We start from the raw sequence: 12809 nt of genomic DNA on the forward strand, positions 1-12809 counted from the left end.
CCGCAGGTCAGGGACGCGGCGGGCCGGGGCGGCTCGGCACCACCAGCGGGCCGTGGTCGCCGGGGACGACCCGGACCCGGGCCCGGTAGTGGCGGGACAGCAACTCCTCGGTGAGCACCTCGTCGGGCGGGCCCGCCGCGACGACCCTGCCGTCGGCGAGCAGCACCATCCGGTCGGCGTACTCGCCGGCGACGGAGAGGTCGTGCATGGTGGCGAGCACGGTGAGGCCGTGCGTCCGGCGGAGCTGGTCGACCAGCTCCAGCACCTCCTGCTGGTGACCGATGTCCAGCGCGCTGGTCGGCTCGTCCAGCAGCAGCAGGGTGGCGCCCTGGGCGAGGGCACGGGCCAGGAACACCCGCTGCCGCTCCCCACCGGAGAGGGTGGCCAGCTCCCGCCCGTGGAACCCGGTCAGGTCCAGCCGGTCGAGGACGTCGTGCACGACCGCCAGGTCGGCCGCCGACTCCCGGCCCAGCGGCGCGATGTACGGGGTACGCCCCAACAGGACGTAGTCGAACACCGACATCCCCGCCGGCACCACCGGGGACTGCGCCACCGTCGCCACCACCCGGGCCCGCTCCCGGCGACGCAGTGCGCCGGACGGCGTACCGAAGAGGGAGACCGCGTCCGGGGCGGGCAGCAGGCCGCCGACGGCGCGCAGCAGGGTCGACTTGCCGGCGCCGTTCGGCCCGATCACGGTGACCCACTCGCCCGCGGCGACCGTCAGGTCGACGCCGGCCAGGATCACCTCCCCACCGAGCCGCACGTGCAGCCCCCGCACCTGCACCGCCGGTAAAGTCACGGGACTATCTCTGTTCGCGACTGCGGGGCTCGCAAAACCGGCTCACTCCTCGCGCTCACGGGAACACCCGGCGGGCGGTGCGCAGGACCAGGACGAAGAACGGGCCGCCGAGCAGGGCGGTGACCACGCCGATCGGGATCTCGGCGGGGGCGGCGGCGGTCCGGGCGACCACGTCGGTCAGCGCCAGGAACGCCCCGCCGAAGAGCAGCGACAGCGGCAGGATCACCCGGTGGCTCGACCCGGCCAGCAGCCGTACGGTGTGCGGCACGATTATCCCGACGAAGCCGATCAGCCCCGAGGCGGAGACCGCCGCGGCTGTCCCCAGCGAGGCGGCGGCGATCAACAGGTAGCGGGAACGTTGCGGGTGCAGCCCGAGGCCGCTCGCCTCGTCGTCGCCGACGGAGAGCACGTCGAGTTCCCGCCGGTGCAGCAGCACCACCACGGTGGTCAGCACGAAGTACGGCAGGATCAGCCGCACGTCACCCCAGCCGGCGGTGCCGAGCCGGCCGAGCAGCCAGGAGTAGACCTGCTGGATGCTGTCGGAGTGCCGTTGCAGCAGGTACGTCTGCCCGGCGGCGAGGAACGCGGACACCGCGACCCCGGCCAGGATCAGGGTGGCCGGGGAACGGTCCCGCCCGCCGGCCGCCCCGAGCAGGTACGTCAGGGCGACCGCACCGAGCGAGCCGACGAACGCGGCGAGCGGGATGGTGACCGGCATCCCGGTCAGCGCCCCGCCCGCCCCGACGCCGCCCAGCGTGATCACCGCGGTCACCGCGAACCCCGCGCCGGCCGCCACCCCCAGCAGGTACGGGTCGGCCAACGGGTTGCGGAACACCCCCTGGTAGCAGCCACCGGCCAGGGCGAGCATGCCGCCGACGAGCAGGCCGAGCACCACCCGGGGCAGCCGCAGCTCGGTGACGATCGCGATCTCGCGTTCGGTGAGCCCGCTGTCGAGGCGTACCCCGGGCAGCAGGTTGAGCAGTTCGGCGGCGACGCTGCCGGGCGGCAGGCTGACCGGGCCGAGGGACACCCCGGCGACCAGGGCCACCAGCACGGCGAGCACCCCGGCGGCGAGCCAGCGCTTGCGCAGGCCGGCCGGCCGGGGCGTACCGGTGACGCGGGCCGGCCGGGACGCGTCGCGCGTCCCGGCCGGTGCGGGTGTGGTGGACCGCACGGTCACCGGACCGTCACGCCGGTACCTTGGCGGTGGCGTCGACGATCGACCGGAGCAGGTCGACCACGCGCGGGCCCCAGCGCGAGGCGACGTCGTCGTCGAGCGCGACGACCTGGTTGTTCTTGACGGCGGTGACGCCGGCCCAGCCGCTGCGGGCCCTGACCGTGTCGGCGCTCTGCTGGCAGCACTTGACGTCGGCGAGGAAGACGAAGTCGGGGTTCGCCTTGACGATGACCTCCTGGGAGAGCTGCGGGTATCCGCCGTTCTTGCCGTCGGCGTCGGAGGCGTCGGCGATGTTCTCCAGGCCGGCCAGCGCGTAGATCGAGCCGATGAAGGTCTTGCTGGTCGCGCTGTACAGCTCCGGCCCCAGCTCGTGGTAGTAGGTCAGCTTCGTCGACCGCTGCGGCAGGTCCTTGGTCAGCTTGTCGATCTCGTCCTTCATCCGGGCGGTGACGTCGGCCGCCTCGGTCGGGTGGCCGGTGAGGGTGCCCAGGTCGGTGAGCTGCCGGTAGGTGTCGTCGAGGGTGGCGGCGGCCGGGGTGAGCAGCACCGGGACCTTCAGTGCGGTGAGCTGAGCGATGATCTTGTTGGTGTCGTTGGCGAGGACCACCAGGTCGGGGTTCTTGCCGGCGATCGCCTCGGCGTTCGGCTGGAAGCCCGACAGTTCGCTCTTGGGCGCGTCGGCCGGAAAGTTCGACTGGTCGTCGACGGCGGTGACCTGCTTGCCGGCCCCGATGGCGAAGAGCATCTCGGTCGCGGTGGGCGACAGCGAGACGATCTTCTCGGGCCGCTTGTCGAGGGTGAGGTTGCCCACCGTGGCCGGGAAGGCCGCCGCGCCGGAGCTGCTGCCGGCGGCAGGGGTGTCGTCGGAGGTCTTCTCGGCGCACGCGCCGAGGGCGAGGGCGGCCACCGCGAGGGTCGCGGCGAACAGCCGGGGGGTACGTCGGGACATCTGGCCTCCTGTCGGTCGAGGAGCGTGCTTCGCCGACAGGGAGCGTGGTGCGCGCCCGTCCGCGAGGCGCCCTTCCTCGAGAGCGCGTGTCGCGACCGACCGCAGGCGACCTGGCTCGTCCCCACACACGGCGACGCCGGCCACGTCGGGCCGGGCGTCGCGGCGGCTCCGGCGCGGGGCGGGGAGCCTGGGTGGGTCATCACAGTTGCGGGACAGCGCCGGTTTCGCACCGGCTTCGCTGCGGTCGATCGGGTGCCACGGTAGCGCACCACCAGCGAAGATCGTCCGGACGGGAGGGGGTGGGTGGGGCCCCGTCGGGGGCTTACGGGACCCCACCCGGGAATGACGTCCGGTAACTCAGCAGTAGGTGCTCTGCTTGTTGATCACCCGGTAGGGGCAGTCGGCGTACTCGGACAGGAGCAGCACCGCCTCCTTGTTGCGGGAGGTCTGCGCGGGGATCACCTCGTCGGGCGGGTAGAAGCCGCCGCCGGCCCCGGACGACCCGGGGTACATCTCGAAGGTGTACGCCCAGATCTTGTGGGTCGCCCACATCCAGTCGAGGCTGTCGCCGTCGGTGATGTAGAGGTCGCTGGACTGCTCGGGGGTGTAGCCGTTGGTGGCCGCCATCCGCTGCCCGAGGGTGGCGAAGGTGTTGTACTGGTCGGCGGTCATCCCGCTGGGGGTGTTCGCCGTGGTGTAGCCGAACGGCCAGAGCACCAGCTGCGAGTAGGTGTGCCAGTCGATGTTGGCCTTGATCTGCTGCACCCCGCCGACGACCCGGCTGTTGACGAAGTCCCGCAGCGCCTTGGTCTCCGGCGCGGAGAAGGCGGACGGCCCCCGGTAGGTGCTCGACGACGGCGCGCCGGACGAGCCGCCGCAGCAGCCCCAGTTGTAGCCCCAGTTGCGGTTCAGGTCGGTGCCGACCGCCGCGGCGCCGCTGTTGGGCTGCCGGTTCTTGCGCCAGGACCGGTAGGAGCCGGTGGCGATGTCGTACTCGCTGCCGTCCGGGTTGACCGTGGGGACGATCCAGATCTCCCGGGAGTTGACGATGCTGGTGATCCGCGAGTCGGTGCCGTAGCTGTCGGTGAACAGGTTCAGCAGGTAGATCGCCATCTCGACGGTCAGGTGCTCGCGGGCGTGCTGCTGGGCGTTGAACAGGATCTCCGGTTCGGCCTCGTCGGTGCCGACGTTGTCCGAGATCTTCACCGCCATCAGGTCGCGACCCTCGTACGACCGACCGATGCTGATCTTGCGGGCGATCGCCGGGTGGTCGGCGACCACCTGGTTGACCACGGTGGTCAGCTCGGCGTAGTCGTGGTAGTTCGAGTCGGCCGGCGGGAAGGCGTTGGCGCGGGCACCCTCGGCGGGGGCCGGCTCGACCTCCCGTTCCAGCCGGAAGCCGAGCCGGGTGATGGCGGCGGCCTCGGACCGGTTGGCCGAGACGTACAGCACGCCGTGCTCGGCGGAGTCGATGGCCGCGCCGGTGCGGGCGACCGCGTTGCGGTCGGCGAGGGTACGCGGACCCAGCACGCGGTAGCTGACGGCGGTGGGCTCGGGCTCCGGGGCCGGGCGGGCGGAGACCGGCCCGGTGGCGACGGCGGTGAGGCCGAGGCCGGCGACGACGGCGAGCGCCAGGCGACGCCGGAAGGGGGAGGTGCGGAAGGCCATGAACATCCTCCTCGGGGTACGGGGTATCCCGTTGTGCGCCCACTCCACCAGCAGTCACATGGTCATATCAATATCTGTGACTATCCCCAACCATCCCGACCGGATCGTCATATCGGCAATGGTTTTCCTGACGACACCCTCTGGCGAAGCTTCCTGCCAAGCGGGACAGTGAACGGCAACGATTCCCCACCCTGCGGAGTTGCCATGTCCAGCAGAGTCCTGCGCACGGTCGCCCTGGTCGGCGTCGCCACCCTCACCCTGCTCGCCAGCACCGCACCCGTCCGGGCCGGCGGCCCGTCACCCACCGGAACGAACCCGCCCACCGGAACGCACCCGCCCACCGGGGACCGTCCGCCCGCCGGGGACCGTCCGCCCGCCGGTGGGCACGACGAGCAGATCACCTTCCAGGAGTGGTCCCGCTACCCCGACTGGCGGGCCGGCACCCACCGGGGCACCCACGCCGCACCCGGCCACCACGCCGGTCTCACCATCGGCCGCCCCGCCGGCACCACCGAGTTCACCGACGAACACACCGGCACCACCCGCACCTGGGAATACGCCACCTGGACCTCCCCGCCCACCCCGATCGGCTTCGACGCCACCGAACTGGTCGCCTCCTGGAACGCCGACACCCCCGCCGGCACCTGGCTCCAGGTCGAACTCCAGGGCACCTACTCCACCGGCGACCACACCCCGTGGTACGTCATGGCCCGCTGGGCCTCCGGCGACGGGGACATCGGGAGGGCCACCCTGGACGGTCAGGGCGACCCCTGGTCCAGCGTGTGGACCGACACGTTCGCCATCGACGACGCGGACGCCGGGGTGCTGCTGCGGTCGTACCAGCTCCGGTTGACCCTCTACCGCGCACCCGGCCAGGCCGCAGCGCCCCGGGTCCGGATGCTCGGCGCGATGAGTTCACACGTGCCCGACCGGTTCACCGTCCCGCCGAGCCGGGGTGGCATCGCCTGGGGCACCGAACTGCCGGTGCCGGCCCGCTCCCAGATGATCCACCGGGGCAGCTACCCCGAGTGGGGCGGCGGCGGCCAGGTCTGGTGCAGCCCGACGTCCACCACGATGGTGCTGGAGTACTACGGCAAGCTCCCGTCGGCGGCCGACCTGTCCTGGATCGACCCCGGCCACCCCGACCCGCAGGTCGTCCACGCCGCCCGGATGACCTGGGACAGCGAGTACGAGGGCGCGGGCAACTGGCCGTTCAACACCGCGTACGCCGCCAGCTTCCCCGGCATCGAGGCACGGGTCACCCGGCTGCACTCCCTCGACGAGGCGGAACGCTTCATCCGCGCCGGCATCCCCGTGGTCACCTCGCAGTCCTTCCTCGACACCGAGCTGGACGGGTCGAACTACGGCACCTCCGGGCACCTGTTCGTGATCGTCGGCTTCACCGCCGACGGCGACGTGATCGTCAACGACCCGGCGTCCGCGTCCAACGCCGAGGTGCGCAACGTCTACCGACGCGACCAGTTCGAGCAGATCTGGCTACGGACCAAGCGGCACCGGGCCGACGGCACGGTGGCCGGCGGATCAGGCGGCATCGCCTACCTGATCAAGCCGACCGACCGCCCCTGGCCGGTCGTCCCCGGCTCGACCAACTGGTGACCCCCACCCCCACCCGCCCGAGATCCCGTCGGGCGGGTGGGCGGCGGCCGCAGTCGGCCGGTCGGATGATCGACTCCCGTGGGCCGAAGTAGCGGCATCACCGCCCGGCGACACCCCTACTTCGCCACCCTAGAGTGGATCTTGGCCGCCAAGGCCCGGATCCACCCGGGCCAGCCTCGAAGCGATGTGCTCAGGGGCCGAAACAGCGGCATCACCCTTCGGCGATACGCCACTGGCCAACCCTGACTGGATTTCTCGCCCGACCAGGCCCAGATCCGCCCCGGTCGGCCGAGAGATCCACTCAGGTGAGCCGAAGTAGCGGTATCACTGCTCAGTGATACCGCTACTTCGCTGCTCTGGGGTGGATCTCAGAGTCGCCCGGCCGCGCAGCGGGGCGCGCGACCGATGCGGGCCGGGCAGCGCGCGAACGCGCAGGGCACGAACGAGTGCGCGGGTCGGGCGGGGGGTCAGGGGGCGGGGGCGAGGGCGGGAGGTCAAGGGCGGGGGCGGGAGGTCAGGGGCGGGGGTCACCCTCGACGGGGTGGTCGTCGCCGGCCAGCGCGGAACGCAGCCGTTCCTTCTCCGCCCGACGTCGCTCCGCGGCGGCGGCCACCTCCTCGGCCATCTGGTCCCGCCAGCCCCGAAGCAGGAAGAACGACGCGGCGGCCGAGAAGATCAATGCCACCATGAGCTTGAGGAACAGGTTCATCCCGACCGGCCACAGTGCCACCACGACCAGCAGGAACAGCCCGATCCGGGCCAACGTGTACTTGACCGCCGCGCTCACCGGACCGCCTCGAGTCGCGACTGCGGGGCTCGCACAACCCGCTCACTCCTCGCGCTCACCGGACCGCCTCGACTCGCGACTGCGGGGCTCGCACAACCCGCTCACTCCTCGCGCTCACCGGACCGCCTCGACTCGCGACTGCGGGGCTCGCACAACCCGCTCACTCCTCGCGCTCACCGGACCGCCTCGACTCGCGACTGCGGGGCTCGCACAACCCGCTCACTCCTCGCGCTCATGTCTTTCCCCATTTCCTGCTTCTGCGTCGGGGCTCCGACACCGGTGGTTCAGCCCGTGCGTCGGGCCAGCCAGTGCACGCCCTGGAACCAGAGGACCGCGTACCCGACGGTGAACGCGAGTGCGGCCAGCCCGCCGGTGAGCAGTGGCGCGAGCCCGGACGCAAGGCCCGCCACCAGCAGCCCGGCGAGCACCGCGACCACCGCGGCGGACAGGGCCGCCACCACCCGGGCCGCACCGAAGTCCCAGGCCCGGAAGTCGTCCCAGAACAGCCAGGCCGGCAGGATCACCGCCAGCCAGCCGTTGGTACGGCCGAAGTCGCCCGCGCCGGCCACCGCGAACGCCCAGTCGAAGAGCACCAGTGCCAGCACGCCGATCACCCAACCGGCCAGGCTCACCCCGAGCAGGTCACCCAGGGTCAGGATGCGTCCCTCGGCGTCCCGGCGGGGAAACCCGCTGCGCTGCTGCGCGGTCGGCTGCTGTCCGGTCATGGTGTGACGAGCATACGGCCGGGTCAGGCCCAGACCTGCTGCGGCTCGGCACGCCGAGACGAAAGCGACGGCGCCCGGTCGTACTCGCGGACCACGTTGTAGCGGGTGTCCCGCTCCACCGGCTGGAAACCGGCGTCCCAGATCAGGTTGAGCAGGTCGTCGCGGTGCATGGTGTTCGGGGTGCCGTACGAGTCGGCATCGTGGGTGATCTTGTATTCGACGACCGAGCCGTCCAGGTCGTCCACGCCGAAGTTGAGCGAGAGCTGGGCCACCGACAGGCCGTGCATCACCCAGAAGTTCTTCAGGTGCGGGACGTTGTCGAACAGCAGCCGGGAGACCGCGAACGTCTTGAGCGACTCGGCCGGCGACGCCATCGTGGTGCGCGCCTGGATCCGGTTACGGATCTTGCCGTCCGCCGAGTCGACGAAGTCGTGCTGGTAGCGCAGCGGGATGAAGACCGCGAACCCGCCGGTCTCGTCCTGCAACTCGCGCAGCCGCAGCACGTGGTCGACCCGGTGCCGGGGCTCCTCGATGTGGCCGTAGAGCATCGTCGCCGGCGTCTTCATGCCCTTGGCGTGGGCCAGCGCGTGGATCCGCGACCAGTCCTCCCAGTGGCAGTTGTGGTCGACGATGTGCTGGCGGACCTCCCAGTCGAAGATCTCCGCGCCGCCACCGGTCAACGACTCCAGGCCGGCGTCCATCAGCTCGTCGAGGATCTCGTCGGCCGACAGGCCGCTGATCTTCTCGAACCACTGCACCTCGGTCGCGGTGAAGCACTTGAGCTTGACGTTGGGCAGCGCCGCCTTCAGCTCGCGCAGCACCTTGGGGTAGTAGCGCCAGGGCAGGGTGGGGTGCAGGCCGTTGACGATGTGCAACTCGGTGAGCTGCTCGTCCTCCATCTCCTTGGCCTTGCGGACCGCCTCCTCGATACGCATCGTGTATGCGTCCTTCTCGCCCGGCTTGCGCTGGAAGGAGCAGTACGCACACGAGGCGGAACAGACGTTCGTCAGGTTGAGGTGCCGGTTGACGTTGAACATCACCCGTTCGCCGTTCAACTCGGTACGCCGGTGGTGGGCCAGCCGGCCCAACCAGGTCAGGTCGTCGCTCTCGTAGAGGGCGATCCCGTCCGAGCGGGTCAGTCGCTCCCCCGCGTACACCTTCTCTTCGAGCTCACGCTTGAGTCCGGCGTCCATCGAAAAGCCACGTCCCTTCCACCTGCGGTCCCGATCGAGCCTACGTCGGACGACCGACAGGTCGGCAGGACGGGCACCGCCAGCGACCTACCTCACCCGTACTCCCAGGGTTCTCCAAGCTGCTACCGCATCGACATCGTTGTCCCGGTGCGGTAAGACAGGATGGGACGCGGCGCACACCGGCGGCGTTCCGGGTCGCCGCGCCCCACCTCACGCGGTGGCACCATCACGCGGCATCAGGGAGCGGAATGGTCGACAGCGGGCACAGGCGACGGCAGCGACGACGGGTTCCGGTGATCTCCCCGGTGCTGCGTCCGGCGCTCTGGTCGGCCCTGCTCGGCGCGGTCGCCGCGATGGCCCTGGCCACCCCGGTCTACGCCGACCCGGCCCTGCCCAACACCGTCCCGGACACCGGTTCCCGGCCGGTGGCGACCGGCTCGCTGCAACTGCCCGGCGCGGCGGCCCCCGGCTACCCGACCGTCGGCCAGCCCGGCAGCCCGACCGCGCCCGTCGGCGGCCTGCCGACCAGCCCGCTGCTGTCCCAGATCGACACGCTGACCGCGCAGAACGGCCAGCTCGCCGACCAGCTCCTCCAGCTTGAGAAGCAGCGCGACGACGCCCGGGTGCAGCTCACCGGCGTGCAGAGCGAGCTGACCCGGGCCCGGGGCGCGCTGACCGTGGCCGAGCAGCAGGCCAACGCCGTCGCCGCGAACGCCTTCAAGGCCGCCGCCGCCCTGCCGCCCGGCGAGTTCGCCCGCGACCTGCACGGGCTGAGCGTCCTGCAACGGGTCTCCCGGGGCGAGCAGGCCGACGGCGAGACCACGGCGGCGGCCGGCGAACTCTCCCGCGCCCGTACGGCCGAGCAGGTCGCCGCCCAGGCGGTCACCGCCGCCACCGACCGGGTCCGGCGCGCCGAGGAACAGTTCGCCGCGGTGCAGAAGGCGCTGCGCGACAACGATGCCAAGATCGCCAAGCTGCGGGCCGACAACCAGGCCCAGCTCATCGCCCTGGAGAAGCAGCAGGAGGCCGCCGAGCAGAAGCTCGGGTCGGCGTACGTCGAGGGACAGAGCAGCAGCGGCCTGAACGCCAGCCCGCAGGCGCTCGCCGCCGTGCGGTACGCGCTGGCGCAGCTCGGCGACCCGTACCTATGGGCGGCCGAGGGCCCGGACCGGTTCGACTGCTCCGGTCTGATGTGGGCGGCCTACCGGTCGGCCGGCTACTACGACCTGCCCCGGGTCGCCCGCGACCAGTACTACGCCACCCGTGGCCGGACGGTCTCGCAGAGCGCCCTGCTCCCCGGCGACCTGCTCTTCTTCGCCTCGGGTAGCAGCTGGACGACCATCCACCACGTCGCGATGTACATCGGCAACGGGCGGATGGTGCAGGCACCCCGCAGCGGAGACGTGGTCAAGATCTCCCAGGTGCGGTGGTCCGGCCTCTACGCCTCCACCCGGGTCGTCGGCGCGGTGACCAGCCCCGGGGCCCCGGTCACCCCGCCGCCCACGCCGAAGCCCACCACGGCTTCGCCGAAGCCCACCACCCCCACGCCGAAGCCCACCACGGCTTCGCCGAAGCCGACCACGCCCACGCCCCGGCCTACCGGAGGGCCGACCACCGGGCCGACGAAGCCGCCGACCACCCCGAGGCCGCCGGTCACCTCCGCGCCGCCGACCCCCACGCCGACCAGGACCGCCGACCCGACGCCGAGCCTCACCGGTTCCGGCACCCCGAGCCCGGAGGACAGCGGCGCGGTGGAGAGCAGCCGGTCGGCGTCCGCCCCGGCGTCGGCGGGTGCCTCGGCGAGCACCGGGAGCTGACCGGCCGGCACCGTCCCGACCGTCCCATCGGCACTCCGGCTGTGCCGACGGGACGAGATGTGGCACGGTGACACGAGGCACATCCGGTCACCGTTCGCGGGACGCGGGTGCGAGGGTGCGCGGAGGGCGAGCATGGGCGAGCAAGAGGTTCCGGTGGGGCACGTCGACCAGGGACCGGTGCCCGACCCGGCCGAACCCGCCGCCCGTACCGACGACGCCGGGCGGGCCACCCCGGAACCCGTCGACGCCCCGCCCCGCCCCGACCGGGTCACCAGCACCCCGGTCCGGCCCGGCCCGCCCGTCGACGGCACGGCCCGCGCCACGGCCAGCGTACGTACCGTGACCGCCCCACCCGAGGGTGGCGACCTGACGGCGGGGCCGGCGACCGCGACCACCTACCGGGCCGGCACCCCGGCCGCCGAGCCGGCCGTTCCGGCCTCCCGAACACCCGAGCCGGACGGCTCCGCCAGCGGAGACCCGACCCCGGGCGGCCCGACCCCGGGCGGCCCGACCCCGAGCGGCCCGACCCCGGGCGGCCCGACCTCCCGGGCATCCGCCCCGGACGACCCCGCCGACGGCAGCCCCGTCCCGGTCGGACCGGCGGCCGTTCCCGGGCAGCGCGACAGCTCGGACGGCCGTCCGGCACGGGCCAGCGTCTCCGTCCCCGGGCTCAGCCGGGTCTCCGCCGCCGAGGCGGAGGGCGCGGCGGCCGACGCGGGCATCCGCGCGGGGGACGCCGCCCCCGGGGTGTACCGGTCGACGCCTGTCAACCCGGAGCCACCCGAGCCCGCGCAGCCCCCGGAGCCGGTCCAGCCCCCCACCCCGCCGACGCCGGAGCCGGAGCCCACCCCCGAACCGTTGCCGGCCCCCACACCCGAGCCGGCCCCGGGCCCGGTCACTCCCGAGCCGCCGGCCCCCGGCCCGTTCCCCGCGCCGGTCCCGCCGCTGCCCGGTCCACCGCCGGGTCCCGTTCCGGTCCCACCCGGCCCGGTCCCACCCGTACCGGGGCCGCCGCTGCCGCCCCCTGGTCCGGCGGTGCCCCCGCCCCCACCACCGCCCGGCCCGATGCCGGCGCCCCCGTTCCCCCCGCCCCCGGCCGTGCCCGCCACCCCGACGACCTTCCGGGCCAGCGCCTCCGCCACCGTGCCCACGACCGGCGGCACCGTCGCCCCACCCGCCTCGGCACCCCCGGCCTCGGCACCCCCGGCTTCCGCGCCCCCTGCCGCGACCTCCCCCGTCTTCCGGCCGCCCACCTCCGCACCCCCGGCCGCGACGCCCTCCGCGCCGCCGGCACCCGCCAGCCTCATCCCGCCGGCCTCCGCGCCCCCGGCACCCGCCAGCTTCACCCCGCCGGCCTTCGGGTCGCCCTCCGCGTTCGCCCCGCCGGCCGCTGCATCCCCGGCACCCTCCGCCTTCGCCCCGCCCACCTCCGCGCCTCCCGCCCCGGCGGGTACCGGCCGAACGGATGCCGGCAGCGCGGGAGCAGCCGGTTCGGCGATGCCGACGTTCCGGGCCCCGGTCGTGCCCGACCCGGTGGGTGACGGCGCGACCTCGGCGCTGCCGGTGGTACCGGCTCCCGCACTGCCCAATCGGCCGGCATCCGGGCCCGCACCACGTCGCACGGCCGGCGGCACGACCCGCCCCTCCTCCGGTACGCCCTACCAGGGCGGCCCGGACCTGGCCAGCGTCGGCTACGGCGGCACCGACGGCCCTGCGCACGCCACGATCGCCTTCCCGGCCGGCAACCCGGTGGAGAACTCCGGCTCGCTGACCGGGCACATCCTGGCCCAGGGCTGGTCCGACACGCCGGCCCCGAAGTCCAGGACCACCCGGGTGGTGATCGTGCTCGCCGCCTCGCTGGGGCTGTTGGTGGCGATCAGCGTGCTCGTCGTCCTGCTCGCCAACGACGTGATGGACGGGCTGGTCGGCGGCATGCTGTCCCAGTGAGGCCGGCCGCCGGCGACGCCGGTGAAGGGGACCGGCCAGGCAGGTGGGGGATGCCCGGAACGGGTGAGTCCGCCCACTACCGTCTCGGGGCACACTGGCGACGTCGCCGGAGCGCCGTACACTTGTCGGG

The 12809-nt window shown here is 73.1% G+C and carries 9 protein-coding genes and 1 pseudogene; 3 read left to right on the top strand and 7 right to left on the bottom strand.

Annotated features, from left to right (window positions below; genetic code table 11):
* Positions 1-7: 7 nt before the first annotated feature.
* From ACN265_RS29460 to ACN265_RS29475, 4 genes and pseudogenes are all read right to left on the bottom strand, one after another.
* Entirely contained in the window at positions 8-799 is a 792-nt protein-coding gene (locus ACN265_RS29460; RefSeq protein WP_421410726.1) for an ABC transporter ATP-binding protein, read from the bottom strand.
* A gap of 55 nt (positions 800-854) precedes the next feature.
* Entirely contained in the window at positions 855-1889 is a 1035-nt protein-coding gene (locus ACN265_RS29465; RefSeq protein WP_420117136.1) for a FecCD family ABC transporter permease, read from the bottom strand.
* Positions 1890-1986: 97 nt separating this feature from the next.
* Positions 1987-2925: an ABC transporter substrate-binding protein gene (locus ACN265_RS29470; RefSeq protein ID WP_421410727.1), complete on the bottom strand. Its 939-nt coding sequence runs from the start codon at positions 2923-2925 to the stop codon at positions 1987-1989.
* 360 nt (positions 2926-3285) lie between these two features.
* Positions 3286-4593: pseudogene (locus ACN265_RS29475) on the bottom strand (M14 family zinc carboxypeptidase); the annotation flags it as partial.
* 204 nt (positions 4594-4797) lie between these two features.
* Here ACN265_RS29475 and ACN265_RS29480 point away from each other — a divergent pair.
* Positions 4798-6210, top strand: coding sequence for a peptidase C39 family protein (locus ACN265_RS29480; RefSeq protein ID WP_421410728.1), 1413 nt, complete (start codon positions 4798-4800; stop codon positions 6208-6210).
* A gap of 514 nt (positions 6211-6724) precedes the next feature.
* Here the strand turns inward: ACN265_RS29480 and ACN265_RS29485 are convergent.
* From ACN265_RS29485 to mqnE, 3 genes are all read right to left on the bottom strand, one after another.
* The gene (locus ACN265_RS29485) at positions 6725-6997 is read right to left on the bottom strand and encodes a DUF4229 domain-containing protein (protein WP_204925744.1); all 273 of its coding nucleotides are present in this window, start codon (positions 6995-6997) and stop codon (positions 6725-6727) included.
* A 284-nt stretch (positions 6998-7281) separates the two neighbouring features.
* Positions 7282-7722 carry a hypothetical protein gene (locus ACN265_RS29490; protein WP_204925743.1) on the bottom strand — a complete coding sequence of 147 codons (441 nt, stop codon included), beginning with the start codon at positions 7720-7722 and terminating at the stop codon, positions 7282-7284.
* Positions 7723-7745: 23 nt separating this feature from the next.
* The gene (gene mqnE, locus ACN265_RS29495) at positions 7746-8915 is read right to left on the bottom strand and encodes an aminofutalosine synthase MqnE (RefSeq protein ID WP_204925742.1); all 1170 of its coding nucleotides are present in this window, start codon (positions 8913-8915) and stop codon (positions 7746-7748) included.
* A 248-nt stretch (positions 8916-9163) separates the two neighbouring features.
* Here mqnE and ACN265_RS29500 point away from each other — a divergent pair, with 248 nt between their 5' ends.
* Positions 9164-10732: an NlpC/P60 family protein gene (locus tag ACN265_RS29500; protein WP_421410729.1), complete on the top strand. Its 1569-nt coding sequence runs from the start codon at positions 9164-9166 to the stop codon at positions 10730-10732.
* A 132-nt stretch (positions 10733-10864) separates the two neighbouring features.
* On the top strand, positions 10865-12679 hold the full coding sequence (locus ACN265_RS29505) for a hypothetical protein (protein WP_421410730.1): 1815 nt from the start codon (positions 10865-10867) through the stop codon (positions 12677-12679).
* Positions 12680-12809: the final 130 nt, after the last annotated feature.

Source organism: Micromonospora sp. WMMD730 (genome assembly GCF_049178955.1).
Classification (GTDB): Bacteria; Actinomycetota; Actinomycetes; order Mycobacteriales; family Micromonosporaceae; genus Micromonospora; species Micromonospora wenchangensis.